This window comes from Sutcliffiella halmapala, from assembly GCF_050107295.1.
Lineage (GTDB): Bacteria > Bacillota > Bacilli > Bacillales > Bacillaceae_I > Sutcliffiella_A > Sutcliffiella_A halmapala_A.
This window is the reverse complement of the sequence record NZ_JBNIKR010000001.1, coordinates 691,837-718,026: the sequence shown is the minus strand read 5'-3', so window position 1 is coordinate 718,026 and position 26,190 is coordinate 691,837. Positions and strand designations below refer to the sequence as shown.

Annotated in this window: 27 protein-coding genes and 1 rRNA gene; 10 read left to right on the top strand and 18 right to left on the bottom strand. The window is 44.0% G+C overall.

Features of this window, described 5'->3' with window-relative positions; all coding sequences use genetic code 11:
* Both ACQCT5_RS03565 and ACQCT5_RS03560 read right to left on the bottom strand, forming a co-directional pair.
* Window positions 1-330 (bottom strand): 16S ribosomal RNA (locus ACQCT5_RS03565); the annotation flags it as partial.
* A 408-nt stretch (window positions 331-738) separates the two neighbouring features.
* A complete protein-coding gene (locus tag ACQCT5_RS03560) occupies window positions 739-1,608 on the bottom strand; it encodes a nucleotidyltransferase-like protein (RefSeq protein ID WP_499639054.1) in 870 nt (289 codons plus the stop codon).
* 189 nt (window positions 1,609-1,797) lie between these two features.
* Between ACQCT5_RS03560 and ACQCT5_RS03555 the strand changes: the two genes are divergently transcribed.
* Window positions 1,798-2,151 carry a YgzB family protein gene (locus tag ACQCT5_RS03555; RefSeq protein ID WP_499639052.1) on the top strand — a complete coding sequence of 118 codons (354 nt, stop codon included), beginning with the start codon at window positions 1,798-1,800 and terminating at the stop codon, window positions 2,149-2,151.
* A gap of 43 nt (window positions 2,152-2,194) precedes the next feature.
* Here ACQCT5_RS03555 and perR read toward each other — a convergent pair whose 3' ends face one another.
* From perR to ACQCT5_RS03525, 6 genes are all read right to left on the bottom strand, one after another.
* Window positions 2,195-2,629, bottom strand: a complete 435-nt coding sequence (gene perR, locus ACQCT5_RS03550) for a peroxide-responsive transcriptional repressor PerR (RefSeq protein WP_204415488.1) — start codon at window positions 2,627-2,629, stop codon at window positions 2,195-2,197.
* A 103-nt stretch (window positions 2,630-2,732) separates the two neighbouring features.
* Entirely contained in the window at window positions 2,733-3,290 is a 558-nt protein-coding gene (locus ACQCT5_RS03545; protein WP_499639050.1) for a cob(I)yrinic acid a,c-diamide adenosyltransferase, read from the bottom strand.
* A 2-nt stretch (window positions 3,291-3,292) separates the two neighbouring features.
* On the bottom strand, window positions 3,293-4,249 hold the full coding sequence (locus tag ACQCT5_RS03540; RefSeq protein ID WP_499639048.1) for a D-2-hydroxyacid dehydrogenase: 957 nt from the start codon (window positions 4,247-4,249) through the stop codon (window positions 3,293-3,295).
* Window positions 4,250-4,340: 91 nt separating this feature from the next.
* Window positions 4,341-5,888 carry an AbgT family transporter gene (locus tag ACQCT5_RS03535; protein ID WP_499639046.1) on the bottom strand — a complete coding sequence of 516 codons (1,548 nt, stop codon included), beginning with the start codon at window positions 5,886-5,888 and terminating at the stop codon, window positions 4,341-4,343.
* A 534-nt stretch (window positions 5,889-6,422) separates the two neighbouring features.
* Window positions 6,423-6,893 (bottom strand): thioredoxin-dependent thiol peroxidase, encoded by a 471-nt coding sequence (gene bcp / locus ACQCT5_RS03530; protein WP_499639044.1) that lies wholly within the window; start codon window positions 6,891-6,893, stop codon window positions 6,423-6,425.
* Between the two features lie 121 nt (window positions 6,894-7,014).
* A complete protein-coding gene (locus ACQCT5_RS03525; RefSeq protein WP_499639042.1) occupies window positions 7,015-7,437 on the bottom strand; it encodes a potassium channel family protein in 423 nt (140 codons plus the stop codon).
* A gap of 161 nt (window positions 7,438-7,598) precedes the next feature.
* On the opposite strand from ACQCT5_RS03525, the gene ACQCT5_RS03520 reads away from it, so the two are divergent.
* From ACQCT5_RS03520 to ACQCT5_RS03505, 4 genes are all read left to right on the top strand, one after another.
* Complete coding sequence (locus tag ACQCT5_RS03520) at window positions 7,599-8,894, top strand: glutamate-1-semialdehyde 2,1-aminomutase (RefSeq protein ID WP_499639040.1); 1,296 nt, start codon at window positions 7,599-7,601, stop codon at window positions 8,892-8,894.
* 331 nt (window positions 8,895-9,225) lie between these two features.
* The gene (locus ACQCT5_RS03515) at window positions 9,226-13,695 is read left to right on the top strand and encodes a glutamate synthase-related protein (protein WP_499639038.1); all 4,470 of its coding nucleotides are present in this window, start codon (window positions 9,226-9,228) and stop codon (window positions 13,693-13,695) included.
* 124 nt (window positions 13,696-13,819) lie between these two features.
* A complete protein-coding gene (locus ACQCT5_RS03510; protein WP_499639036.1) occupies window positions 13,820-14,311 on the top strand; it encodes a CBO0543 family protein in 492 nt (163 codons plus the stop codon).
* Between the two features lie 394 nt (window positions 14,312-14,705).
* Window positions 14,706-15,803 (top strand): FUSC family protein, encoded by a 1,098-nt coding sequence (locus ACQCT5_RS03505; RefSeq protein WP_499639034.1) that lies wholly within the window; start codon window positions 14,706-14,708, stop codon window positions 15,801-15,803.
* A 277-nt stretch (window positions 15,804-16,080) separates the two neighbouring features.
* On the opposite strand, the gene ACQCT5_RS03500 is transcribed toward ACQCT5_RS03505, so the two are convergent.
* The 5 genes from ACQCT5_RS03500 to fabL all read right to left on the bottom strand — a co-directional run bounded on the left by ACQCT5_RS03500 (window position 16,081) and on the right by fabL (window position 20,176).
* Complete coding sequence (locus ACQCT5_RS03500) at window positions 16,081-17,826, bottom strand: ABC transporter ATP-binding protein (RefSeq protein WP_499639032.1); 1,746 nt, start codon at window positions 17,824-17,826, stop codon at window positions 16,081-16,083.
* 138 nt (window positions 17,827-17,964) lie between these two features.
* The gene (gene ntdP, locus ACQCT5_RS03495) at window positions 17,965-18,495 is read right to left on the bottom strand and encodes a nucleoside tri-diphosphate phosphatase (RefSeq protein ID WP_499639030.1); all 531 of its coding nucleotides are present in this window, start codon (window positions 18,493-18,495) and stop codon (window positions 17,965-17,967) included.
* A gap of 176 nt (window positions 18,496-18,671) precedes the next feature.
* Complete coding sequence (locus tag ACQCT5_RS03490) at window positions 18,672-18,923, bottom strand: YgaB family protein (RefSeq protein ID WP_499639028.1); 252 nt, start codon at window positions 18,921-18,923, stop codon at window positions 18,672-18,674.
* 216 nt (window positions 18,924-19,139) lie between these two features.
* Window positions 19,140-19,343, bottom strand: coding sequence for a gamma-type small acid-soluble spore protein (locus ACQCT5_RS03485; protein ID WP_386643492.1), 204 nt, complete (start codon window positions 19,341-19,343; stop codon window positions 19,140-19,142).
* 83 nt (window positions 19,344-19,426) lie between these two features.
* The gene (fabL, locus tag ACQCT5_RS03480) at window positions 19,427-20,176 is read right to left on the bottom strand and encodes an enoyl-[acyl-carrier-protein] reductase FabL (RefSeq protein WP_499639025.1); all 750 of its coding nucleotides are present in this window, start codon (window positions 20,174-20,176) and stop codon (window positions 19,427-19,429) included.
* 140 nt (window positions 20,177-20,316) lie between these two features.
* Here fabL and yfhS point away from each other — a divergent pair, with 140 nt between their 5' ends.
* A complete protein-coding gene (yfhS, locus tag ACQCT5_RS03475) occupies window positions 20,317-20,541 on the top strand; it encodes a mother cell protein YfhS (protein WP_417897592.1) in 225 nt (74 codons plus the stop codon).
* Window positions 20,542-20,677: 136 nt separating this feature from the next.
* Here yfhS and mutY read toward each other — a convergent pair whose 3' ends face one another.
* Window positions 20,678-21,778 carry an A/G-specific adenine glycosylase gene (gene mutY, locus ACQCT5_RS03470; protein ID WP_499639023.1) on the bottom strand — a complete coding sequence of 367 codons (1,101 nt, stop codon included), beginning with the start codon at window positions 21,776-21,778 and terminating at the stop codon, window positions 20,678-20,680.
* Between the two features lie 15 nt (window positions 21,779-21,793).
* Window positions 21,794-22,114: a hypothetical protein gene (locus tag ACQCT5_RS03465; protein WP_499639021.1), complete on the bottom strand. Its 321-nt coding sequence runs from the start codon at window positions 22,112-22,114 to the stop codon at window positions 21,794-21,796.
* 89 nt (window positions 22,115-22,203) lie between these two features.
* Between ACQCT5_RS03465 and ACQCT5_RS03460 the strand changes: the two genes are divergently transcribed.
* The gene (locus ACQCT5_RS03460; protein ID WP_499639019.1) at window positions 22,204-23,184 is read left to right on the top strand and encodes a metal-dependent hydrolase; all 981 of its coding nucleotides are present in this window, start codon (window positions 22,204-22,206) and stop codon (window positions 23,182-23,184) included.
* Between the two features lie 42 nt (window positions 23,185-23,226).
* Here ACQCT5_RS03460 and ACQCT5_RS03455 read toward each other — a convergent pair whose 3' ends face one another.
* A complete protein-coding gene (locus ACQCT5_RS03455) occupies window positions 23,227-23,523 on the bottom strand; it encodes a YfhJ family protein (protein WP_499639017.1) in 297 nt (98 codons plus the stop codon).
* 122 nt (window positions 23,524-23,645) lie between these two features.
* Here ACQCT5_RS03455 and ACQCT5_RS03450 point away from each other — a divergent pair, with 122 nt between their 5' ends.
* Window positions 23,646-23,810 (top strand): small, acid-soluble spore protein K, encoded by a 165-nt coding sequence (locus tag ACQCT5_RS03450; RefSeq protein WP_417897597.1) that lies wholly within the window; start codon window positions 23,646-23,648, stop codon window positions 23,808-23,810.
* A gap of 28 nt (window positions 23,811-23,838) precedes the next feature.
* Window positions 23,839-24,009: a YpzG family protein gene (locus tag ACQCT5_RS03445; RefSeq protein WP_204414752.1), complete on the top strand. Its 171-nt coding sequence runs from the start codon at window positions 23,839-23,841 to the stop codon at window positions 24,007-24,009.
* A gap of 200 nt (window positions 24,010-24,209) precedes the next feature.
* Here ACQCT5_RS03445 and ACQCT5_RS03440 read toward each other — a convergent pair whose 3' ends face one another.
* The gene (locus ACQCT5_RS03440) at window positions 24,210-24,542 is read right to left on the bottom strand and encodes a YfhH family protein (RefSeq protein WP_499639014.1); all 333 of its coding nucleotides are present in this window, start codon (window positions 24,540-24,542) and stop codon (window positions 24,210-24,212) included.
* 107 nt (window positions 24,543-24,649) lie between these two features.
* Between ACQCT5_RS03440 and ACQCT5_RS03435 the strand changes: the two genes are divergently transcribed.
* On the top strand, window positions 24,650-25,309 hold the full coding sequence (locus tag ACQCT5_RS03435) for an SDR family NAD(P)-dependent oxidoreductase (RefSeq protein ID WP_499639012.1): 660 nt from the start codon (window positions 24,650-24,652) through the stop codon (window positions 25,307-25,309).
* 64 nt (window positions 25,310-25,373) lie between these two features.
* Here the strand turns inward: ACQCT5_RS03435 and recX are convergent, their stop codons facing one another.
* Entirely contained in the window at window positions 25,374-26,174 is an 801-nt protein-coding gene (gene recX, locus ACQCT5_RS03430; RefSeq protein ID WP_499639010.1) for a recombination regulator RecX, read from the bottom strand.
* Between the last annotated feature and the right edge of the window lie 16 nt (window positions 26,175-26,190).

The following is a 26,190-nucleotide window of genomic DNA, read 5'->3' as shown; positions in this document are numbered from 1 at the left end:
CAGTCCCAGTGTGGCCGATCACCCTCTCAGGTCGGCTACGCATCGTCGCCTTGGTGAGCCGTTACCTCACCAACTAGCTAATGCGCCGCGGGCCCATCCTTAAGTGATAGCCGAAACCATCTTTCAATAAGGAACCAGGAGGTTCCTTATATTATCCGGTATTAGCTCCGGTTTCCCGAAGTTATCCCAGTCTCAAGGGCAGGTTGCCCACGTGTTACTCACCCGTCCGCCGCTAACTTACAAAAGCAAGCTTTTGTAAGTCCGCTCGACTTGCATGTATTAGGCACGCCGCCAGCGTTCATCCTGAGCCAGGATCAAACTCTCCAATAAAGAGTTTGAGCTTATGCTCAAATGTTGACTAGCTTATGTTACTTTTTCGTTCTTTGTTAATCCCTATAAGATTAACGTGGACGCTGTTGTTTTGTTTAGTTTTCAAAGATCATTTCAATCAGTTAATCGCTCAGAAGCGACTTTATTAATATAACATGTTTGATCATTTTAAGTCAACATGTTTTTTAACTTTTTTTCTTTCGTGTGTCTCGCAAGATGTTTTCTCTTGCGGCGACGAATACTAATATAACATGGATTCTTTATACCCGTCAATAACACTTTTAAACTTTTTTAAAATAATTTTTCAGAGCCCCTTTTCACAGTGAAACTCCAGAAGTATTCTCCATTTTATAATATGTGCTCAATAAGTGGTACTTCTGGAGTTCTTAGCTTGGAATAACTATATCATTATCCTACTACCTTATATTTTCGGTGGTACACGCCCTTGCCCTTCGTTTCGACCTGTTCTACTTCGATGTACCCTTTTTCAACCAGATAGCCAACAAGAACACTTAGATCTACAGAGTACTTGGAAAGCTCGGGATGATGCAACAGCTCATGGTAGGACCAGGAGTCCTCTTTTTCAACCATTGCCTCAAACAGGTGCTTGGCCCCTGTTTTGGTTCTGGAATAGATAAGAAACTCACTTGCCAGGAAAAGAAGCTCCAGCCTTTTATCAATTGGTTCCTCTCCTGCTATTAATTCTTCATATAGTTTATATATTTCCGGCTCGATTTTTTTAACCTGGCTCCAGACAGTAAGCTCCGGATGGAAACCATGATCGATTACTGCAAGCCTTGCGAGATGATGCAAGGAATGCACGATATGGTTATAGGCATCCAGGTAGTGCTTGGAATCAAAGAAATCCTTCCCTTCCAGATATCTTCTGATCAGTTTTGAAAATTCGATGCCGATTTTCAATTTTCTATCCTCTAAGGGAAAATCAAGAAGCTTGCCGCGAAGTAGATGGATATATTCATTTCGGTCAAACAGGACCTTACCATTGATGATCCAGTCTATCACACGACGGTTGGTTCCAATGGTAATCCATTCGTGAAGTTGTTCACTCGTGGCTATATAGAGGGCAGCCTTTTTATCTTGCATTTCATAGTGCTTTACAAACAAAGGAACCTCTTGCTCACGGACGATCATGAAAAGGATGACATCAAATTTATCTGTATTGGGACTGATTGGGTTTTTCTTTTCTATCATTAAGATTCCTTGAGTATTCGCTTGGCTTGCACGTTCTTGGTATATGGGACGAAGTAAATCTTCCATGATTAGACCTCCATTTAATAAGAGTTTCCCCCTACTATTCGACACTTTTTATAAAAAACCTTCTATATAAATGTAATCCAGAACTTTCTGTTAACTGCATTGTCATAAATCTGTTGGATATATGTAGAAGGTTGCCATCTACTTTTTGTCCTTTTTTGTGATATTATAGTGATTTAGGAGGTTATGTAGATGGCAGGTAAATATTCCAATAAAATAAATAGAATTAGAACCTTCGCATTAAGCCTTGTTTTCATCGGATTTTTCGTCATGTATATCGGGATTTTCTTTAAAACGAATATGCTTGTGATGACTTTGTTTATGATTCTGGGCTTATTATGTATTATTGGTTCAACCGCAGTATATTTATGGATCGGTATCATTTCGACAAAGGCGGTCCAAGTAGTTTGTCCGAGTTGCGGGAAGGTTACCAAAGTACTTGGAAGAGTGGATATGTGCATGTTTTGCAACGAGCCGCTTACGATGGATCCGAGCCTGGCTGGTAAGGAGTTTGACGAAAGCTATAACCACAAAAAAGAAAGCTGATAGGGATTCCTATCAGCTATTTTTATTTAGTTGAAAATCAGCTTTAATGCGCGCCTTTATCGCATTCAGGACATACACCGTAAATCTCCATTCGATGGCGACTTACCTTGAATCCTGTTACGTGGGCCGCAAGAGCTTCCACTTCATCGAGACCCGGATAGTGAAAATCGACAATCTTGCCGCAGTCATCACAGATCAGATGGTAGTGATCGGTTGTCACATAATCGAAACGACTAGAGTTATCTCCGTATGTTAGTTCTTTTACCAAACCAACCTCACGAAACACGCGTAAATTGTTATAAACGGTAGCGACACTCATGTTAGGGAATTTCCCTTCAAGTGCCTTATATATATCATCAGCTGTTGGGTGAGACATAGATTGAATAAGATACTCTAAAATCGCATGACGCTGTGGAGTGATTCGAACTCCAGTTTGCTTCAATGTCTCGAGCGCTTCCTTTAATTGTTCGTTTGCCACAGTCATGCACCTCACTTTTCATAAAGATTCTTACTTTATAATATTTATAATTAGTGTACCTCGGAATTCATCTTTTTGTCAATCTCCTTCTATACTATTGTTATTATGACAACTCAGGTTTTAGTATAGGTTCTTCCTGTTTCAACTGGTTATTGACGTACCTTGCAACCACAAAAAGGTAGTCGGAAAGACGATTCAGATAGGCAAGGACATTCGGGGAAAGCTCTCCACTCAGGCTGACCGCCGATCTCTCAGCTCTTCTTACGATGGTTCTTGCACAATGCAGGGCAGCACCGGCTTTTGTTCCACCAGGCAAAATGAAGTTTTTTAGTGACGGCAGTGTAGCATCCAACACATCCAGCTCTTCTTCGAGCTTCGCAACATGTTCCTCTTTCAGCTTCCAGCGAACTTCCTTCCCTGATGGTGTAGCAAGCTCCGCTCCAACATGGAATAAGATGGTTTGAATCGTTTGGAATGATTGAAGCAGTTCATCCTTCTTATCGAATTTTTCCTCCCTTAAATAAGAGACTGCCAATCCAATCATGGAGTTCGCTTCATCGCAAGTACCGTAGGCTTCCACTCTGTCGTGATTTTTGTCCACTCGCTGTCCATATACTAGAGAGGTCTGCCCTTTGTCACCGGTTTTCGTGTAGATTTTCATGTTTAGTATCCCCTTTTCACATCAATTATGTTTTGATAATCGGAACCACTATGCAAAAACACATGTAAGTTATGCTCGAATATTTCAAGTGCACGCGTCTGATAGCCTTTTGTTCTGCTTGATAAGTGAGGTGTAACGGTTACATTTTCCATCTTCCAGAAAGGGTGGTCCTGCGGCAATGGCTCCACTTCAAATACATCAAGGATGGCATGTGCTATTTCACCACTTTCTAATGCATGTATCAACACGTCTTCGTCCACTAGATCTCCACGACCGACGTTAAGAAATACTGCACTATTTTTCATCATGGAAAAGTGCTTATCTTGAAGGATTCTTTTCGTTTCTGTTGTGCTGGGCAGCACGCTGACGACAAAGTCGGCTTGAGGCAACACAACTTCAAGCTCGGTCAAGGTGTACATTTCATCTATGAACGGAACAGAACGGCCACTGCTATTTACGCCTAGGGTTCGCATGGAAAAGGCGGATGCCAATCGGGCAATTTCTCCGCCGATGGCCCCGGCACCCAATATCGCTATTGTCCTTCCATGGAGTTCGGATATCGGTGTGTTCCGATCCCATTTTCCTATCGCTTCATTTTCAATCAGCTTTTTGGTGCTGCGTGCAGTTTGAAGCATCATGGATAAGGTATACTCAGCCATCGGTATTTTATGTATGCCTTTTGCATTGGTCACCAATATGTTTCGTTCGTCCAATTCTTTAAGAGGCATGAGTTCCATTCCGGCTGAAGTGACCATGATCCATTTGAGGGCGGAAGCTTCGTGAATATGGTGCGGAGCCATATCCTCCCCGTAGGTTATCAATACTTCGGCGGAAGCCCAATCCTTGGAAGGGACTAGATCTATATTTTCATAAAAAGAAAAGGTGACAGCAGGAAATCGGTTTTCCAACCTCTCAATCAGCTCCTGTTGTTCTGGTACAAATGTGGATACAACTAGCATGTCTCCATCCTCCATAAAAAAGTGCTTTTCTTTTATATAAACAAAAAACCGCCTGCATGTCCAAAGACAAGCAAGCGGTTTTTGATTTATTTTATCCTACATAGTCAATCGGAGCGTTCGGTCCAATTGGAAGACCTGTCAGCATCCAGATGATCAGCATTGCCACCCATACGATGGTAAAGAACACAGAGTATGGAATCATTGTAGAAATCAATGTTCCGATTCCCACTTTTTTATCGTATTTCTGCGCGAACGCGATCACGATTGCAAAGTAAGGCATCAAAGGTGAAATGATGTTTGTTGTAGAGTCAGCTACACGATAAGCCAATTGAGTCAGCTCAGGTGAATAGCCAAGACCCATCATCATCGGTACGAATACCGGTGCCATGATCGCCCATTTTGCTGATGCACTACCAATGAACAGGTTAATGAATCCTGTTACGACGATGAATGCAAGGATAAGGAGAATACCCATAAATTTATTTTCGCTATCAAAGCCAAGACTTTGAATCAGTTCCGCACCGTTTACAGCAAGGACGATTCCCAGCTTTGTTTCATTGAAGTAAGCGACAAATTGACCTGCTACGAAGGCAAGCACGATATAAGCACCCATTGTTGCCATCGTGTCGGACATTTGGTTTGCTACATCCTTGTCATTCTTGATCGATTTTGTAATCAATCCATAAACAAGACCTGGAATAAAGAACATGATAAGAATGACTGGTACTAGCGTGTGGAAGAATGGCGCTTCAAGAATAGTTCCATCACCACGTAATGGTCCCCAAGACGGAACAACCAATAATGCCAATACTGCAATAGTTGCTACAAAAGCAAAAAGTGCAGCCCATAAACCTTTCTTTTCTTCAGGTTTCAGATAGTTGACATCACCTTGGTATGCACCTTTGTATTCGCCAAGGCGCGGCTCGACAATCTTGTCTGTTACAAATGTACCTACAATAGTAAGCACAAACACGGAAATGAACATGAAGTAGAAGTTCATCATATAGTTCATGTTTTCCGCGTACTCTGGGTTAACTGTAGCAGCTGCTTCTTGTGTAAGTGATCCTAATAGTGGATCCAGGGAAGTCAAAAGAAGGTTCGCACTGAATCCAGCGGAAACCCCGGCAAATGCTGCAGCTAAACCAGCTAAAGGATGACGCCCAAGGCCGGCAAAAAGAACAGCCCCAAGCGGAGTCAATACAACATAACCTGCATCTGCAGCCATGGAAGACATGATACCACCGAATACAAGAGCAGCAGTCATAAGCTGTCTAGGTACAGACGTTACAAGCCCTCGCAATCCTGCGCTGATCAGTCCTGATCTTTCAGCAAGTCCGATACCGATCATTGTTACAAGAACCGTTCCAAGCGGAGCAAATCCTGTAAAGTTGGTTACGGCACTTTCAAAAATATACTTGATTCCTTCAGCGCTAAGTAAGTTCTTAACCTGTAGAACCTCGCCTTCGTTTACCGGATCATCTACTTGTACACCCATGGCGGAAAATACGCCGGAAAGCACAATGATCATAAGCGCAAAGATGGCGAATAATGTTACCGGGTGTGGAAGCTTGTTACCGGCACGTTCGATCATATCCAACGCACGCATAACAAATCCACGTTTCTTTGTTGTTGATTCCATTGTGTGATACCCCTTTCTCAATCTAGCAAATTTTCAAAAAACGATGAATAAAAACCAGATTTCAGTATAATAAATTTCTTTTACGGATGGAAGGGTTCTTGGAAATCGCGGAAAATAACCAATTTTAGAAATAATTAGTATGTTTGTCAAATCACCATCTCAGTGCCGATTCAATACGGGTGGAAATCTTCCTCGTAAAATTGATATATCCACGAAAATTTCCATATATCAACGAATTGGGACCGGATATCAACGAAAATAAAGATATATCAACGGTTTCTCCCATATATCCACGAAAACGCACCGCATATTGATAAACCGCACATTTCGACAATTTCCACAGACACATTTGTGCATTCACAAACACATGCCTGACGATTAAAAAAACCAACAAAAAAAGGAGTGCAAGCTATGATCGCTTGCACTCTCTATACACGTCAACTTTTGAGGAGGTATGCCCTACACTATAAGGTACTCCGAGGACAGCCTGTTGGAATTAGACGTTTGCCTTATTTATGAAAAAATAGGCTAAACTCAGTTCAGGTTTTCCTTAATATAGGTCAACGCTTCCTCCACGTGCCCCTTCACCTTTACTTTTCTCCATTCCTTAGCAAGCTGGCCTTCTTTGTCAATGATGAAAGTGCTACGCTCGATTCCCATATATTCTTTTCCAAAATTCTTCTTTAACTTCCATACTTCAAAAAGCTCAGCAACCTTGTGGTCCTCATCGACAAGCAGCAAAAACGGCAGACCGTGCTTTTCGATAAACTTTTCGTGCTTGGCCTGCGGATCTGGGCTTACTCCCAGTATGACTGTATCCAATTCGGAGAAATCTTCATGCTTGTCCCGGAAATCACATGCCTGCGTTGTACACCCGGGCGTCATGTCCTTCGGGTAAAAATAAAGGACTATATTCTTCCCCTTGTAATCGGATAACTTGATTTCTTGTCCTGTATTGGCGAGCAAAGAAAAGTCAGGTGCTTTTTTCCCTGTTTCCACTGTCATATAAATTCGTCCTCCTTGATATAATTCTTCTATGTAATAGTAGCGTATCGAATTCCATAGCCCTTTTCAACTTTTCAGCCATCCGAAACTCTCTACCTACTCCTGTACGGCCACGAATGTATCATTTCTTCTTCGCCTCCCTTCCGTCCATATGCAGCACCACGCGAACAACAAATGCTGCCGGCATCACAAAGCCGATCAGTGCTTCCGCCATCGCGATGACACGCCCTATTCCGATTGGTGTGACGTCCCCGTACCCCACCGTCAATATCGTCACCGCACTGAAATAGACGGAATGAGTAAAAATCGTAAAGTAGTCCCCAGTCAGCTCGACCCCATTTTCCACCAGGACCGGAATTCCTTCGATATGCAGCACTGTATATAAAAGTCCAAATGAAATGAGCAAAGTAAAATAAATCAGAAGTAACAGAAGCAGTGTTTCCTTGGACACATAAGGCATACTTCTGCTGTCGGAAGCGAAAACATTCGAAAAGCTTATGCTGATTGCAACAAAAATAAAGAGAATCACCAATAAATAGAGCATCCTACTCCCCCAATTTGCGGACATGCCATCATTACAATATACGCAACGGATGTGGAGGTATGCTTTTTAAATTTATTTATAGAGTGGGAGGAAATTTTATAGAAGCTCTTTTTCATGTTAGAATAACGTATTATGCGTATTTGAAGCTTAGGAGGATACATATGAATTACACAAAATCAGAACAAATACATGAAGAAGCATTGAAGCATATCGTCGGCGGGGTAAACAGCCCATCAAGATCCTATAAGGCAGTGGGAGGCGGGGCTCCTGTTGTCATGGAGCGAGGCGAAGGCGCCTATTTCTGGGATGTGGACGGCAATAAATACATCGATTATCTCGCTGCATACGGACCTATCATTACCGGTCATGCGCATCCGCATATCACCGAAGCAATCGGACGCGCGGCGAAGAACGGGGTCCTCTTCGGAACTCCGACTCCCCATGAAGTAAAGTTCGCCAAAATGCTTAAGGAAGCGATGCCTGCAATGGACAAGGTCCGCTTTGTCAACTCCGGAACCGAGGCCGTCATGACAACGATCCGCGTTGCACGTGCATATACAGGGCGTGATAAAATCATTAAATTTGCAGGCTGCTATCACGGGCATTCTGATCTTGTACTGGTTGCAGCGGGGTCTGGCCCCTCTACTCTAGGTACACCGGATTCCGCTGGTGTCCCTAAAAGCATCGCAAACGAAGTGATCACGGTTCCATTCAATGATATTGAGCCATATAAGGAAGCGCTAGCTAAATGGGGCGACCAGATCGCAGCAGTTCTTGTGGAACCGATTGTCGGCAATTTCGGGATCGTGGAGCCGATGCCAGGCTTCCTTGAGCAGGTCAATGAACTGACACATGAAGCTGGTGCGCTTGTCATCTATGATGAAGTCATTACAGCTTTCCGTTTCATGTATGGTGGTGCACAGGATATGCTCGGAGTGAAACCTGACTTGACTGCACTTGGCAAAATCATCGGCGGCGGACTTCCTATCGGGGCATACGGCGGACGAAAAGAAATCATGGAAAAGGTAGCACCGCTCGGTCCTGCGTATCAGGCAGGAACAATGGCCGGCAACCCTGCCTCCATCCTTTCCGGAATTGCATGCCTGGAGGTCCTGAAGCAGGAGGGCGTGTATGAGCATCTTGATCATATCGGAAGCCTGTTGGAAAAAGGAATTCTTGCGCGAGCGGAAAAATACGGGATCACCATTACCATCAACCGCTTAAAAGGTGCACTTACCATCTACTTTACTGATGAAAAAGTCGTGAATTATGAACAGGCAGAGAACACTGATGGCGAGAAATTCGCGAAGTTCTTCAAGCTGATGCTGAACAAGGGCATCAACCTGGCACCTTCGAAATATGAGGCATGGTTTGTGACAACTGCCCATACAACAGAGGATGTTGCGGTTACTCTTGATGCAGTCGAGCACGCATTCAAGGAATTGGCGAATGCATAAATATACATCGAGGAGTGTACAAGAACACTCCTCTTTTTTTACGAAAACTATTGAAAACGCTTACAAATAAGCGCTTTTTTCAATCATCAAAACTAGGCCTCCCCTCCCCTTCTTTGTATAAAAAATTGATTTTTCCGTAAGGAAGTGATAGTATATAGATTAAAGTCTGAAAATTCCCTTTTTTGACAAATATATGTCCATTCGGAATATTAGACAACCGCAACCTAATCAGCGCATTGCAATTGCGCTCCCGCATTTCTACTATATACTACAGGAGGTGAATGGCTAGTTAGGGTCCCCTCTTATATCCCTAGTTTACAGCCAAGTAATTATGACAAATTGGAGTCCAAGTACATTCAAAGATTTTCACAATGCCGAGCATGATGCATGTGGGATCGTATCCGCTATCGAAAAGAAAAAAATCCCTACAAAGAAAAATATCGATGATTGCATAGATGCACTAGTGAAGATGAACCACCGTGCCGGTTTCATTAATGGTGAAGGTGACGGTGTAGGCATTCACATCGATATCCCACGCGACTTGTGGAAACAGAAGCTAGAAAAAAGTGACCAGGATCCTTCTCTCGCAGACAGAGAAGATTTCATTGTTGGCCACTTTTTTATTAACCACCACGTGGATGTGGATGCAGTCAAAAACGAGATTACCAGTCTATTGGAAAAAGAGTCTTTCAAACTGGTCTTTTCATCCGACACCGTGACTTCCTCCGAAGCTCTTGGTCCGATTGCCGTTATCCAGGATCCGGTATTTTGGCAGGTGGCAGCCGTTTCTACAAAAGAAGTATGCACACAGGAACAGCTTTTCCAATGTGCCATTGATATCGAGAAAAATGATGATGTTCATGTTGCTTCCCTATCAAACTACCATGCCGTCTACAAGGTAATGGGTGCCGGGGATATTCTACCGAAGTTTTACCATGACCTTGCCAACCCGTTGGTTGCGTCCTCGATGACGCTTGGGCATAACCGCTATTCCACCAATACACTTTCGAACTTTTTTCGTGTGCAGCCATTTAGCGTCCTTGGCCACAACGGAGAAATCAACACGATTGCAAAGCTTCGTGACGAGGCAACCATGCTTGACGTCCCTCTCACAAAAGGCGGAAGTGATTCACAGGATTTAAATAGAACGATTGAAACATTGATTGCCAGAGACGGCTTTACCCTCTTCGAAGCGCTGGATATTGTGTTTCCACCAATCATTAATGAAATCAAGAGCTATCCATCCCACCTACAGAACCTGTATGCCTACATCCGTGAAACATGGGGGCACTTCTCCCAAGGACCTGCCGGGATCATTTCCCGCAACAAGGATGAGGCGGTATTCGGACTCGATGCTCTGGGATTGCGTCCTCTCTGGATGCTTCAGACCGAAACTTCCTATTATTTCTCATCAGAACCTGGGATTATTCCAACCAGCGAGTATACAGCTGAACCGAAGCCTTTCTCCCCCGGGGAAAAGGTCGGGATGAAGTGGCATGGTGAAGAAATCAAGGTGTATGACTATCACGCCTACCAGGAGGAAGTCTACACACGCTTCAGCGATAAGTTTGAAGTGAAAAATTTTGCCGCAAGATTGCAGACACCACAATTGGAGCCGATTGTCACTGTTTCTCCGCTTCCAAAGGTCCATAACGGACATTACGCTGCATTCGGCTGGGATCGCGAGCATATTCAGCTTGTGGAACAGATGGCGGAAAAAGGTGCAGAACCGATCCGTTCCCTCGGACATGATGTGCCACTTGCTGCGATGAACCCTGGTAGAAACAATATAGCAGACTTTATCAAGGAAAGTGTGGCTGTTGTCACAAACCCTGCCATAGATCGTGATCGTGAGACGGAACACTTCTCCACCAGAACGGTCCTTGGTGCAAGACCCCTTTTACGAAAAGATGACGAGGTACCGAACGATTATACATTGGAGCTTCTCTCTCCATTAATGATCGAAGGACAGGTTGGCGCAGATTGCGTGCATGCCTTGGAGCAGCCATCCTATGACCAGGTTGTGCACCAGTTCCAGACCAGAAAATTAACCTATTATCTAAATGCAACCTGTTTGGATGGCGAAGAGATCTCCTCTGCTTTAGTTCGTCTTAAATCAGAAGCAGTCGATGCGGTGAAAAACGGAAAGACGCTTCTTGTAATCGACGACGCTCAGGCGCATAAGGATGGCCAGTTATGGCTCGATCCTCATCTTGTAACTGCTGTCGTGAACCAGGAGCTGGTAGATCAGCAATTCCGCCGCCAATGTGCACTCGTTCTTCGCTCAGGTGCCATCCGCTCCCTGCATGATGTGATGGTGGCCTTGGGACTGGGAGCAAACGCGATCAGCCCTTACCTCCTATTCGGAACGGTAAGTGATGAAACAGCCACTCCAGTCGTGAATCTATTCCAGGCTTTAACAAAAGGAATGGAAAAGGTCATTTCCACCATTGGAATTCATGAGCTGCGCGGCTATGGCCGTCTGTTCTCCGCGATCGGCTTACATGTGGAGTTGGAAAAAGCTTTAGGAATCGTCAACTTCCTCGGCTCCGATCAGCTTGGCTACAATTTTGCAAAAATGAAAGAAGATGCAATAGAGCGTGCAAAGGAATTTGAAGACGAGAAATCACGCCCTGGCAAATCGTTCCACCTCTTCCCTCGTATCTGGAAGGCAATTGGGGATGTTGCAAAAAATGGGACCTACGATGACTATCGCGAAAAGCTGAACGAACAGGAAACAACCAATCCCATTACCATCCGTCATCTTACCGACTTGAAGGTATCCGATAAAAAACTGCCTAAGGAAAAGGTGAATATCGGGGTGGGTGCACATAGTCTGCCATTTGTGATTGCATCGATGTCATTCGGTTCACAAAATGAGGTGGCTTTCAGAGCCTATGCCGAAGCGGCGGATCGATTGAATATGATCAGCCTCAATGGAGAAGGCGGGGAAATCAAGGATATGCTGGGTAAATATCCGAAAACCCGCGGACAACAGGTCGCATCCGGGCGTTTCGGTGTCAATGCGGAGCTCCTGAACTCCTCGAACCTTCTGGAGATAAAAATAGGTCAAGGGGCAAAGCCTGGTGAGGGCGGACACTTGCCAGGATCAAAAGTAACGGCGAAAATCGCAGAGGCACGTAATGCAACAATCGGTTCCGACCTGATCTCGCCATCGAATAACCATGACATCTATTCAATAGAAGATTTGGCACAGATGATCGCCGAATTGAAGACTGCCAATGACCAGGCGAAGGTCGCTGTAAAAGTTCCTGTTGTGCCGAACATTGGAACAATCGCAGTCGGTATCGCAAAAGCAGGTGCAGACATTATTACGATCAGCGGTTTTGACGGAGGAACAGGTGCTGCGAGAATTCACGCCCTGCAGTATGTTGGTCTTCCTGTGGAAATCGGCGTAAAGGCAGCGCACAATGCGTTAATCGAATCCGGCTTGCGTAACAAAGTGGAAATCTGGGCGGACGGTGGAATCAAGAGTGCACTTGATGTCATGAAAGTAATGCTGCTTGGTGCAAACCGCATCGGCTTCGGCACCCTTTCCATGATTGCCATCGGCTGTACGACTTGCCGCGGCTGTCATCTGGATACATGCCACGTCGGGATTGCGACTCAGATTGAAACGGAAGCACAGGCAAAGGATCATGGCCTGCGCCGCTTCGTACCACGCCAATCCGATCTTGCAGTACAAGGGCTGATGAACCTTTTCACTGCCTTTGGCGACGAGCTGAAAGCACTGACAGGTTCACTCGGCTTCAACAACCTGCAGGATATTGTGGGCCGCTCCGACCTGCTTGAGCAGGTACGTGGAACAGAAGCACTCGACTTATCTAACCTTCTGCACACATTGAATGTACCGCAGATGGCACAAAAAGAAGTCGCAGCAAGCATGGAAAAAGAAAAGCTGTTGGTTGCTGCTGGAGCAGAGTACCTCGATTATCAAGAGGATCAGCTGCACCAATCCAGACAGTTTGACGCTGTAACAGCAGAGCAGCGCGTACTTGGCAGCAGAGTTTCCTGCCACCGTGTCCGAGGTCGCTTGGACGGCTCCTACCTGCAGCTTCCGGATGTGGAGCTGAGCTACAGAAAAGGATCGATTCCAGGTAACGGCCTTGGCGCCTACAACTCCAGCGGCATCAACATCGTTGTCGAGGGTGGCGCACAGGATGGAATCGGTAAAACTGCCTTTGGCGGAAGCATTTCCGTCTTTAAATACAAAGGCAAGGACGGTACCCTCTATAACGGCTCTGTCGGAAAAGGCTTTGGCTATGGCGCCCAAAAAGGCGCGCTTGTGGTTCAAGGGAATGCAGATGCCCGTGCAGGAATCCGCCTTTCCGGTGCCGACATGATCATTGGCGGGAAAGTGACAACGCCGATTCCAGCAAAAGAGCACGGTAACCTTGGAGTCAACGCCAATATCAAAGGCTTTGCTTTTGAATATATGACAAATGGCCGTGGGCTTGTCATGGGAGACCCTGGTCCTTGGATCTGTGCCGGTATGACAGGCGGCGCCGTCTATCTTCGCCACCAGCCGGAAATGGGCTTAACAAAAGATGCCCTACAGCGCAGAATTGCCAAGGGGGCAAAGGTAAGCATCGAACCATTGAATGTAACAGGTAAAAAAGATGTAGCCGAGCTCCTCTCCATCTACCATGATTCCCTGCTCAAGCAAGGGCAGTTCGAGGAGGCAGATGAAGTGAAGCAGATGCTCGAAGATCCAGGCAGCTACTTCCTTCAAGTGAATCCGATGAAAGAACAGGCAGATCCGGCAGTTTCGACGGAATAATAAATTTGATGAGGTCAGTCACCAATTTGGTGCTGACCTTTTCTATTTTTGTTGAGCATTTGGATAAATCATCACTTGGAATGGGATAGTAAGAAAGATTACTTATTTAAGGCGGTTGATACAAGTGGAGAAATTGATGATTCGCGGTCTATTATTATTATGTGTTTCCCTCTTCCCTTTTGCTGTAAAAACTCCCAAGTATAAAGAAATGCTTATTGTTTTCTTTTCCAAAGGTGTAATCTCTATTTTGCTTGATACATACGTGGTGAATACAGGCAGAGTAAAATACCCGATACGGCCTATGCCAAAAATCTTTAGCACCAATATTCTTTACGATCTATTTTTTTTTCCTTTACTCAGTATCTTTTGGGTGAGGCAGACCTATCATGATAAACTTCCATACATATTATTGAAAAGTCTGACTTGGAGTGTACCTATGAGCATCCTGCAATGGTTCATGGAGAAAAAGACCGATCTGTTTGAATGGAAAAAATGGAGCATCCTCCATACTTTTGCAACTGTAAATTTCACCCTGTTCACGATACGAGCTCTTGTTGGTCTTGTTAAGAAATTCAGCAGGTACTCTAGATCGGAAGAACCTATCACATTGGAATAAAATCGGTAGTAAAAACAGAACGTTGGATTTTTTCGGCGATCTGTTTTTTTATGGCGATTTTCTCAGAAATTGTTGCTTTGACGAATACAACATCAACACATAATTTTACTTAACATCGTGCTCTTTTCATCGTAATAGTACTTCACTTTTTAAATAATGCTTAGTTTATTTCGGTAAAAAATCCAAAAGCCTATTTTTTACGGTCATAAGCAATAAACTTTACGAAAAGAGCTTTTTTATTTTCCATTAACTTATTGCAGGACACATGGAAACCGTGTATAGTACATTAGTGTTCTAGGGACACAATCAAATTTTCCGAAAATCTTACATAAAGTTTGAACTGAACTAAAGAAGGTTATATTATTCGGAAGAACAGGAAAGGAATTACTTTACCATGAAACTTGGTGCCAGAATAGTCAAGACCGGTATAGCTATCACGCTCGCATTGTTCGTAGCGCAATGGCTAGACGTACCAACCCCGTTCTTTGCGGGAATTGCGGCGATCTTTGCTATCCAACCATCAATCTACAAGTCCTACCAATCCATTATTGAACACGTGCAGGCAAATCTGATTGGAGCCTTTTTAGCAATCATTTTCGGTTTGATCTTCGGACACGACCCGTTCATCATTGGATTGACCGCAATTTTTGTTATCGGAATCAATTTAAAGTTGAAAATAGAAAACACCATTCCATTGGCATTGGTGACTGTTATCGCGATCATGGAAAGCCCCGGCGAGAATTTTTTGGAATTCTCGTTAATCCGCTTCTCCACTGTCATGATCGGTATCCTTTGCGCATTTCTCGTGAACCTGATCTTCCTGCCACCAAAGTATGAAACAAGGCTATACTATAAAGTGAAGGAAACAACCGAGGATATTTTAAAATGGATCCGTATAAGTATGCGTCACGCATCCGAACACAATCTACTTAAAACAGACATTGAAACGCTCCGCCAGCGACTATCAAAATTAGAGCAGTTATTCCTACTATATAAAGAAGAAAGAACGTATTTCCCAACAAGTAAAAGTGCAAGCTCGAAGGCTCGTAAGCTTGTCATTTTCCGGCAGTTGATCTTGACGAGCAACCGTGCGCTTCATACATTGAAAATGCTGCATCGTTTGGAAAACGAGCTTCACCACATGCCAAGCGATTATCAGCATTATCTAAAAGCCGAGCTTGATCACCTGGTCAATCTGCATGAACAGATTTTGCTTAAATTTATAGGGAAAATCAAGCTTCACAATACATCCGAAATGTACGAAGAGGAATTATTCAATAAACAGCAGTTCATTGATGAATTTATGCTTCATAAAGAGGAATATCAAGGGTGTGAGGAAAAGTGCGACGTCTGGTATCACCTGTTCCCTCTTGTTTCCAAAATCATCGATTACAACGACCAGCTATTGCATTTAAATAAGCTGATCGACAGCTTCCAGATCTATCATAAGTCCGAAAATGAATTTGAAATCGGGCAGCGTGAAGAGGAATAGGTTAAACGAGGCACTTCCCATGGCGTTGGGGAGTGTTTTTTTATGGTTTGAAGGGTGTTGGTGGGTAGCCGCGGTGAGTTCGTGCCGAACGCCCCTTAGTTGATGCCAAACTGAGGCAAGTTCGTGCCGAACCGGGGCAAGTTCGTGCGAAACTGCATTGAGTTCGTGCCGAACGCCCCCTAGTTGTTGTTGACCAACACATTGCTCATTCCTCGGTCGGAATAAAAAAACCCCCGGCAACAAAACGTCGCCAAGGGCATTCACACTACATTTTAAATTATACAATCTCCTGAATATTGAACAGATGATAATAGTTACCCTGCTTTTTCATCAATTCCTCATGGCTGCCGATCTCGACGATTTCTCCATGCTCCAGCAGTACGATTCTGCTTGCATGTGTAATTGTCGACAATCGGTGTGCCACAACAAAAGTCGTCCGGTTAGCCGCAAGACGCTCAAGCGATTCCTGGATCAGATGCTCGCTTTCCAGATCCAGTGCAGAGGTCGCCTCATCCATCACAAGGATCGGAGGATTTTTCAAGAATACCCGGGCGATCGCTACACGTTGCTTCTGCCCGCCTGAGAGCTTCACTCCCCGCTCTCCCACCTTCGTTTCATAGCCCTCAGGCAGGTTGGAGATGAAGTCGTGGGCATTGGCTGCTTTTGCTGCTTCTATGATTTCTTCCATTGTCGCATCCGGCTTCCCGAGTGCGATGTTTTCACGCACTGAATCACTGAATAGGATATTATCCTGGAGAACAATTCCGATCTGTTTACGAAGAGACTGGACCGTTACATCGCGAATATCCACTCCATCGAGCTTTATGGAACCCTCCGTCACATCGTAGAATCTCGGAAGCAGACTGACCAGGGTCGACTTTCCGCCGCCGCTCATGCCGACAAGGGCGATTGTTTCCCCTTCATCGACCTGCAAGTTGATATCCTTCAAAACATAAGGCTCCTTTTCCTCATATCTAAAGGACACATTTTCAAAGCGGACATCCCCTCGTGCTGTCTGGCTTTCTTTTGCATCGGTCTTATTGGTGATGTCATATTTTTCATCCGCGAATTCAAAGACACGATCCATTGAAGCTAGTGACTGGGTTAATGTCGTCGACGAGTTGATGAGACGTCTTAATGGATTGTAAAGGCGGTCAATATATGCCACAAACATGACCATCTCCCCGACTGTCAATCCTCCGTTGATTACCTGATAACCCGCATAGCCGATTACCAAAAGTGGTGCAATATCGGTGATCGTATTGACTACAGCAAATGTTTTGGCATTCCAGCTTGTATGCACAAGGGCTTTTGTCAGGAAATTACTGTTTTGCTTTTGAAATTGCTCTTGTTCATAATCCTCGATGGCCATGCTTTGAATGACAGGCATCCCTTGGACCCGTTCATGCAGATGCCCTTGAACCTCGGCCAATGCCTGTGAACGGACACGGGTCAATTCCCTTAGGCGGCTATAAAAGTACTTTATGGAAAAGCCGTACAAAGGGAATAGGATGATAGACACAAGTGTCAGGGTAAAGTCGACCTGGAACATGATGATGATGACGACAAGGATGGTAGCAAGGTCTAGCCAAAAGTTCATCAATCCCGTAATGACAAAGTTCTTTGTTTGTTCCACATCGTGAATGACACGTGAAATGATCTCACCTGCACGATTGTTTGAATAGAATCGCAGGCTTAGTCGCTGTATGTGATCAAACAGCTTGTCCCGCAAGTCATATAGGATTTTGCTCGCTGTCCATTGGGCGAAATACTGTCTGTAATATTCAATCGGTGGTCGTAGTACAAGGAAGACAGCAAAGATCGATCCCATTATCAGGAGCAGTTCATTTGTTTTTTCCGTTGCGGATCTGCCATCTGTAAGTAAAATGTCGTCCACAATATATTTCAATAATAAAGGTATCAATAAGGGCAAACCGAATTTCATTAAACCTATAAGGATGGTACCGACAATTTGCCACCGATACGGTTTGACAAATTTCATGTACCGTTTTACACTGCTCAAAGGTATTTCTCCTCCTTGAAAAAGCTCTTTCTATCTAGTTTTTTCTATTGTAATCAATTCATCCAAATAAACACAAAAAAGGCCTGGCAAGTGCAAAAAAACTTGTACCAGCCGCCTTTTCTTTCCCGCCATGCCTATTTATCCACGGTACGTTAAATAGCGCTCATACCATAGGTCGATAAAGTCTGGTGCAAAAGGACCTTTTCTCTGACGTATCCACGAAATCAATGTGTTTACATTTGTTTTAAGGATCTTGTCGATGACATCTGGATATTTCATTTCACTGCGGTGCTTTTCATATTCATCCTCATCGAGCAAAATAAACGTCATATCCGGGAATACTTTAATATCCAGGTCATAATCAATATATTTAACCGCTTCATCATCTGCTATGAATGGTGAGCTGATATTGCAATAATAATACACACCATCTTCTCTGATCATGCCAATGATGTTAAACCAATGTCTAGCATGGAAATAACAAATAGCAGGCTCCCTTGTCACCCAAGTTCTCCCGTCTGATTCCGTAACAATTGTTTTATCGTTTCCACCAATAACAAGGTTTTGCGTCCCTTTTAACACAGTAGTCTCATCCCACACCCTGTGAATGAGTCCGTTGTGCTTGTAACTATGTATTTGAATCGTTTCTCCTTCTTTGGGACAACCCATCCTTCTCCCCTTCTTTCATTTGTGCCGCCTCATCTCTAAAAAGCAACCTTTTCTATTATTATAACGGTAACTACCAGATTTTAAAACAAAAGAGCCATCTTTCTGTGAGAGAAGATGCCCCTTTTTGAATATTATTCACGCTTTTCATAGAAATTTTACAGATTTGAGCCACGATTTCAGCTTGATTGCTGAAACTGGTAGGATTTTATCGCTTCCTCTGTCTGGTTTTCAAATACCAACTGAATGTCACTCAAATCCTTTTTCATCTGCGCAATATCATCTTTGAGCTCCCTCAGCTTATTGGCCGCCTCCTGAATTTCATTAAGCTGACGCTCCACCTTCTGGCACCGCTCTATCTCAGACTGCAAATACAGCAGCCTATCCATCGTCTTCAACTGCTCCGCCACCGCCAAATCAAACCTATCCATACACATGCCTCCCACCATAATTCTCCTCCTATGTATCATTCTTCCCCCACCCCTCAAACCCTTTGACAACATCTGTAGACACATCAGAACTTTTGTCGATAGAGAAAAAAATATATAAATTTCAAATAGGGGCCAGACCCCGGCAGGAATTTCCCCCTCCATCACGAAGAAAGGCACTCCCCATCGGTATGATAAGGAGTGCCTTGTTGTTACATATTAAGAGTTTTGTTGGTTTTGTTGGTTTTTTTGAGCTTGAGATTGAGCGTTTTGTTGTCTTACTTGTTGAGCGTTAGTTTCGCTCGCGAACTCAGCACCATACTGTTGTTGTTGGTTTTGAGAAGCGTTTTGTTGTTTTACATGTTGTACGCTTGTACCAGATGCAGTTTTACCTGCTTGATTTTGTTGGTTGTTGTTTGCCATTGTTTATCACCTCCACGAAATTTAAGATAACCAAGAGATGATAAAACTATGACAAAAAATTTAAAAATTCTTTTGGTATATTTTTAGACGAGTAGGGACCTACCGCCATCCACTATAATTGTCTGGCCACGGATCATGCTTGCCTGATCGGATAAAAGGAACAACACGGTGTTTACCAGATCTTCAGGCTCCACCATTCTTCCAGCAGGTGTATTTTTCTTAGCATCTTCCAGTAATTCTTCACGGTTCGGGAAATGCTTCAGCGCATCCGTATCCACCGCTCCACCGGAAACAGCATTGACTACAATATTCTTGTCTGCCAATTCAACCGCCAGGTAACGAGTCAGCGCTTCGATTGCCGCTTTGGACACACCAACAGTCGTATAGTTCTTCAAATAACGGATGGAACCCAATGAACTGATGCTGACGATTTTCCCGCCTCCAACAACCTCCATGCGCTTAGCAGCTTCCTGTGCAAGGAAAAGGAGTGCCTTGGAGTTGATATTCATAGTCCAATCCCAGTGAGATTCCTCCAATTCCATCACATGACGAAGAACGCCGGACGCGGCATTGCTCACCAATAAGTCGAGGCGGCCAAACTCCTCATCGATCTTTACAAACATTTCCTTTATTTTCTCCGGCTGTCCAACGTTCGCTTTGACAATCAGCGTTTTCACACCCAACTGCTCAATTTCCGTAGCCGTTTCCTGTGCAGCCGTTTTGCTTCGATTATAGTTGATCACAATGTTATAGCCCTGCTTTGCGAGCTCAAGGGCAATCTTTTTCCCAATTCCTCTACTGCTTCCTGTAACTAAGGCAACTTTTTCAGTCATATACCATGCACTCCTTTATGTAAAAAAACTTACGTAATATCTTTCAGTATAGTCTTATTTGTTTCATCGAACAATAAAGGGGTAAATTTTTAATAAAGATCAACTTGAAAAATTCTTATCTAATAGAGGAGGGGCAAACCATGTACGTAGGCAGAGACATGACCGAATTATCCATGATGGCAAAAAAGGAATGGAAGGACAGCGAGTTGGCATATTTCCATCACTCCCTACAGCAAATGGTTCCATATCTGAATGTGGAAGGACAGAGCATTCATCGCGAGATCGTTGAAGAAATCGAAGCACGCGGCGGTTTGACTCGGAATGAAGCGGATTATACGCATGGAACGAGAATGAGCTACGATTGAGCAGCTTATGGGCAGATTTCGGCGGGCATAAATTGTTTCCAATGAGTGTTCGCCGTGCCACCTTTACGTCTTCTAGCGATTCCACTTCCCCCATCAAAAAAAGACCCGCCCCATCAAAAGGCAGATCCTCATAAAATCACTTCTTATATTCTTTCCACATGTTCTGATGTGAGACCGGGAAGGCATATTCCAGCATCGCTTCCTCTGTAACGAGCACGATATCCTTGCGATCCGTTGGCGGGGTACCATGAAACTTGCCAACATACACGTTGATATCCCACACTAGATGGGTAAAGACATGGCGGATATCACAGAGATAGTCTCCCATCTCCACATCGAGACCATACTCCGTCTTCATCAAACTCTCAAGTTGTTGTTTGGAAGTACCCAGTTCGTCCAATTTAATAAAGTTCGGAAACACCCATAAGTTAGCAAGCAGCCCTTCACTCGGCCTTTTATGAATCAAATATTGACCGTCTTCATTTTTGAATATTCCAGCTACGAGGGAAACCTGCTTCGCTGATTTTTTCTTGGACTTAATCGGTAGCTCCCTCTGAACTCCCTCATGAAATGCCCGGCAATGCTCCTGCACCGGACAGAGCATACAGGACGGCGATGTCGGCGTACAAACGATCGCTCCGAGCTCCATCAGCCCCTGGTTGAAGAATGAAGGATTATCGCGGGAAATCATGTCCCTGATCACCGCTTCAAACAGCTTTCGCGTTTTCGGCTTGGCGATATCCTCCCTGATGTGCAGCACACGCGAAAGCACCCTCATGACATTACCATCAACAGCCGGCTCCGGTACACCATAAGCGATGCTCAATATTGCACCTGTCGTATATGGTCCCACACCTTTTAAGCTTGAAATTTCCGACGCATTATTCGGGACGATACCACCGTAGCGCTCGTGGACCTCCCGAACCGCACTCTGCAGATTTCTCGCGCGCGAGTAGTATCCTAGCCCCTCCCAAGCCTTAAGCACCTTATCCTCAGCTGCATACGCTAAACTTTCAATGTTTGGGAACTGCTCAATAAAGGAATTAAAATAAGGAATGACTGTATCTACCTTTGTTTGCTGGAGCATGATTTCGGATACCCATACTTTATAGGGATCCTGATCCTTTCTCCATGGCAGATCACGTTGTTCCTGAATGAACCAATTGATTAAATCGTTGCGAAAGCCTTCAATTTCAAAACCCTTAAGCAACTCGTGTTGTGTTTGTTTGTTATCCAAAATAAACCTCCGGGATTAGCTGATAATTTTTAAACCGATGTATTGTATCGCACCTCTTCTCGTATCCATACATTGTGAGAGGTCATGGAATACACCATCACTTGCCGAAGCCCTCAGCTCCTTCATTGCAAAATAATGGGACTCGGTCGGCAATAAAAAAGTTTCCGTATAATAAGTGTTACCGCTGTTCTTGTATGATATTTTCGTCCAGCGAATCTCTTTTGCACCAAGTTCTTTCATGACACCTATGACATTTTTCATCGTCGCTTCATATTTTTGTATGACAGTATCCTTTATAGGATATTCGATGAAAATTTGCAACGGTTTTGTTACCATGTTTGAAAACACCCCTTTTGTTTAACAATAACAAGAAAAGAAAGTTCGTACAGCAAGGAGAAAAGTCACACTATAAAGGAGGCCGACCATTGGATACTGGAACACATGTGGTGATGGGAATAGCACTTGGATCCATGGCGACCATCGATCCTTATGTTGCTAGCAATCCCGAAACCGCTACAGCGATAATGATTGGAGCTATCATCGGATCTCAAGCTCCTGACATGGATACCATCCTAAAATTGAAAAACAATGCAAAATATATACGAAATCACCGCGGCATCACACATTCCATTCCGGCAGTTTGCCTTTGGCCGCTCGGAATTACTGCTGGAATCTATGCATTCCTCCCACAAGCCGATTTGCTCTATCTATGGATTTGGACATTTATAGCCGTTATCCTGCATGTTTTTGTCGACATTTTCAACGCTTATGGGACACAGGCGCTCCGTCCTTTTACACACAAATGGGTGGCGCTTGGAATCATCAATACATTTGACCCGATAATCTTCGGTCTGCATATTGTAGGATTTATTCTGTGGGGATTCGGTTTTCATCCAGGCTACACCTTCCTGGTGATTTACATCATCCTTGTCGGGTATTATGTGCTTAGGTATTGGATGCAGCAAAGGGTGATCCAGCAGGTGCGGAAAGTGATTCCTAACATGACGAATACCATTATCTCGCCTACACTTTATTTCAATCAATGGCATTTGGCGATTACTGCAAAAGAAAGCTTCTATGTGGCCCGTGCGGTGAAGAATCAAATTATCATCCATGATACATTTGAAAAAGTCCCTTTACCGGAGACGGCCGTCATCGAGGCGGCAAAATTCGATGACAATGTCTCTGCCTTTCTATCCTTTTCCCCTGTTTATCGTTGGGAGATGGAAGAATTCTCGGATCATTACGAAGTCCGCTTTATCGATCTTCGCTATCGGAGTAAGGACTACTATCCTTTCGTTGCAGTGGTACAGCTCGACTTGAATCTGCATATCGTCAGCTCCTACACAGGTTGGATATTCAGTGAGGATAAGCTTAGAGAAAAATTGGAGATTATCCCAAATTAAAAAGAATGACCCGATCCTACTCTTTCCAGGATCGGGTATTTATTAATGGGAAATCGAATCTCCCTCGTCCTCGAGCAAATGCTTGTATTTCGGATTTGTCGAAAGGAATTCATGAAGTGTCTCACCGTGACGTTCAATGATGCCCGCCACCATTCTTTCTGTCATTTCTTTTCCTTTATATTCGTAACCGGCCTTTGCATAAGTGCTTTCAAAATCCTCCCACAAAAGCTCGACCCACGTACGGGCCTTTTCATACGTCAACGCAGGATTCTTCGCCAAAAGCTGCTCTGCCAGGCGCTCAAAATATACTTCCAATAAAAACACCTCTTCTGGTTTCATTTGACTGTCCCTATCATCACATATTTCGGGGGTGAAAATCCAATATTAATGATAGGGGCCTGACCCTCACCGCTTTAAAGCGCTAAGAGGGTCTGGCCCCTATCTAAAGGGAGGCGATACGATTGAGGAACAAAGCGAGGAACTTTCCTAACCCGAATGACAATAAGTTTGAAGGGGAAGGCAGAGCAAAAGCGGAGTTTGCATCTAAACGCGCGAACGGGACGATCAACACACATCCTCAAGAGAGAATGCGTGCGTCTGGCGCAAGGGAAGATGGCACCTATTAGATTTCTTCTATCCTAGGAGGGACTTAGCATGGGCAAACAATCAGGTAGAGCCTTTTACAACAATCAATCCGCAACAAAAGCAAATCCGTTTCCACAGCCTTTTGCGAGCGTGAAGCATGCGTATAACCAAGTGAACGGCCAGACAACACAGGCCCAAAATACGCAGATCCTGGAAGTTCAGACCCGCAAAAGATCTTAACAGTAGGCTCTTTTCTTAAAGTTAGTTGCTTTTGTCCTTGTTATAAGAACAAAAAATTCAAATAAGAAAAAAGCGAGCAAACCGGAAAAGAGCACGAAAGTAAAGTAGGTTGCGTGTGTATGTTGCATACGTCAAAAGCACAATGTATGCGAAAACATCTTAACAGGAAAGAGTAGCAATAGGGGCAAATCCCCTCTTTGCTACTCTTTTTTCATTAACATCGAAATTGGAAGTCCCTCTTCTTCCCTGCTGACCACATTTCCTCGAACTCTGTGTCCCCATGCAAACACACCGTTCATATATTCTATTTCAAAGTATACACCCGGATCTCCTTCGATTTCGTACATTTCTCCAGTCTTGTAGTCATCCGGATTAAGCATATATGCCTTTGCCATTGTGATCTTTCGTTCGAGTACGGCAAATTCATTGACTATGCCGAGTTGCTCAGCTTTTCTCGCCTTTTCCTTCAATGTTGAAATCTCCTGATGCAGTTCATGCGGTGTCATTTGACTATAGCGTTTATCCTGTTCCACTTGCTTTCCCCCTACGTTTTCTATATAAAGTAAGAATAGCACGCTTAATAGGCAAAACAAAGCTAAATTGCCTAAGAAGGATTTTACATAGAGGAGTGTTGCACAAAATGAAAACCATTCTTATTACAGGTTCCGGGACAGGCCTCGGGAAAGAGCTGGCCCTTGGATATGCAAAAAAAGGGCATAAAATCATCCTGACTGGAAGACGGATCGCACCTTTAAAAGAAGTACAACAGCTTATCCATCAAGAGGGCGGCCATGCGGAGGTATTCACCCTTGACCTGACCAAGCATGAAAATGTCCACAAGACAGTTTCCACCATCATAAAAAATCACTCTGTATCCTATCTTATCAATAATGCCGGCGCCGGCTGCTTTGGTCCTTTATCGGAGCTTTCAATAGAAGACATCGACCTTGCCTTACAGACCAATGTTCTCGGCACCATCTACCTGACAAAAGCACTTCTTCCTCACCTATTGGAACAGAACGAGCCGAAGATCATGAACATCATCTCGACTGCCGGGCAAAAAGGAAAGGTCAATGAAAGCGTATATGTGGCAAGTAAGTTTGCTGTACGCGGCTTTACCGAAAGTCTTCAAAAGGAACTTGAAGGCAAGGTTACCGTTATAGCCACTTATATGGGAGGCATGGACACACCATTCTGGGATGAAACAGACCACATCAAGGACAAGTCACGCCTGAAATCACCACAACAGGTGGCCGATATCATCATAGGTCAGGACAGTCAGTTGGAGATTAATGTGTAAGGAATCTTGAAATCCCTATCATTACAAAGAGGTCTTTATCGATGAGATGAAGACCTTCTAGCAATTATTCAGCCGCTTCATTTTCCTCCAGCCATCTATCAATCAAATCAATTGTGAAGCCCTTGCGGTAGAGGGCTCCCTTCATTTTCATCTTATACTCATAGCCCTCAAGCTTCGCGTATTTGCGATGATATTTTTCCGCCTGTTTGCTTATCGCATCCCACTCTTCCGAATCATCCTCTGCGAGGGCAGCTTCCTCTATGGCCACCTTGATGACTGAAAAAGAATAGCCCTTTCTCATTAATGCCTGCTCAACCTTTTGTATCATAATTTTAAAGGCATCATTTTTGTATTTCGGGCTGTATTTATGAACCAATTTTATCGCATGCTCAAGCTCCTCTTCTTCCCTGTATTCCATCAAGGCGTCTTCTATCGTATTTTTCGCTACACCTTTTTCCACCAATTCCTGTGAAATGACCTGTCTTCCCTTTAAAGTTGTCTGGACCTGGGTCCGGACATAGGCAACGGCAAACTCTGCATCATTCAAATAGCTCTGCTCCTTCAGCTTGACGATGATTTCCTTTATGACAAACGGTTCGATTTCCTTTTCCTTCAGATACACCTCTATCTCCTTCTCCGTTCTCATGCGGAAGGAAAGATAATGTACAGCTGACAGATAGGCCTTATTGATCTGATCGCTGTACAGGATTTCTTCTATATCAAGCTCATCAAGTTCTTTCCCTTTTACAAGCTGGAACTTCAGTAAGGTCGACTCGTATACGGCAAATGCGTATGCTCCATCGAGGAAAATATTGAAGCGTTCCTTGTTTTTTTGCTGAACCGATATTTTTGTTATTTTTTGCATAAGGTTCACCTCGTTT

Bases quoted from the DNA above. Each gene is read 5' to 3' on its own strand.
- ACQCT5_RS03455 (WP_499639017.1), bottom strand. From the start codon at position 23,523: ATGAAACCAGAAGAGGTGTTTTTATTGGAAGTATATTTTGAGCGCCTG.
- recX (WP_499639010.1), bottom strand. From the start codon at position 26,174: ATGCAAAAAATAACAAAAATATCGGTTCAGCAAAAAAACAAGGAACGC.
- ACQCT5_RS03435 (WP_499639012.1), top strand. From the start codon at position 24,650: ATGAAAACCATTCTTATTACAGGTTCCGGGACAGGCCTCGGGAAAGAG.
- ACQCT5_RS03560 (WP_499639054.1), bottom strand. From the start codon at position 1,608: ATGGAAGATTTACTTCGTCCCATATACCAAGAACGTGCAAGCCAAGCG.
- ACQCT5_RS03505 (WP_499639034.1), top strand. From the start codon at position 14,706: ATGAAACTTGGTGCCAGAATAGTCAAGACCGGTATAGCTATCACGCTC.
- bcp (WP_499639044.1), bottom strand. From the start codon at position 6,893: ATGACAGTGGAAACAGGGAAAAAAGCACCTGACTTTTCTTTGCTCGCC.
- ACQCT5_RS03445 (WP_204414752.1), top strand. From the start codon at position 23,839: ATGGGCAAACAATCAGGTAGAGCCTTTTACAACAATCAATCCGCAACA.
- ACQCT5_RS03555 (WP_499639052.1), top strand. From the start codon at position 1,798: ATGGCAGGTAAATATTCCAATAAAATAAATAGAATTAGAACCTTCGCA.
- ACQCT5_RS03525 (WP_499639042.1), bottom strand. From the start codon at position 7,437: ATGCTCTATTTATTGGTGATTCTCTTTATTTTTGTTGCAATCAGCATA.
- ACQCT5_RS03515 (WP_499639038.1), top strand. From the start codon at position 9,226: ATGACAAATTGGAGTCCAAGTACATTCAAAGATTTTCACAATGCCGAG.
- ACQCT5_RS03540 (WP_499639048.1), bottom strand. From the start codon at position 4,249: ATGCTAGTTGTATCCACATTTGTACCAGAACAACAGGAGCTGATTGAG.
- fabL (WP_499639025.1), bottom strand. From the start codon at position 20,176: ATGACTGAAAAAGTTGCCTTAGTTACAGGAAGCAGTAGAGGAATTGGG.
- ACQCT5_RS03485 (WP_386643492.1), bottom strand. From the start codon at position 19,343: ATGGCAAACAACAACCAACAAAATCAAGCAGGTAAAACTGCATCTGGT.
- ACQCT5_RS03535 (WP_499639046.1), bottom strand. From the start codon at position 5,888: ATGGAATCAACAACAAAGAAACGTGGATTTGTTATGCGTGCGTTGGAT.
- ntdP (WP_499639030.1), bottom strand. From the start codon at position 18,495: ATGGGTTGTCCCAAAGAAGGAGAAACGATTCAAATACATAGTTACAAG.
- ACQCT5_RS03490 (WP_499639028.1), bottom strand. From the start codon at position 18,923: ATGGATAGGTTTGATTTGGCGGTGGCGGAGCAGTTGAAGACGATGGAT.
- ACQCT5_RS03465 (WP_499639021.1), bottom strand. From the start codon at position 22,114: ATGGTAACAAAACCGTTGCAAATTTTCATCGAATATCCTATAAAGGAT.
- ACQCT5_RS03520 (WP_499639040.1), top strand. From the start codon at position 7,599: ATGAATTACACAAAATCAGAACAAATACATGAAGAAGCATTGAAGCAT.
- ACQCT5_RS03545 (WP_499639050.1), bottom strand. From the start codon at position 3,290: ATGAAAATCTACACGAAAACCGGTGACAAAGGGCAGACCTCTCTAGTA.
- yfhS (WP_417897592.1), top strand. From the start codon at position 20,317: ATGTACGTAGGCAGAGACATGACCGAATTATCCATGATGGCAAAAAAG.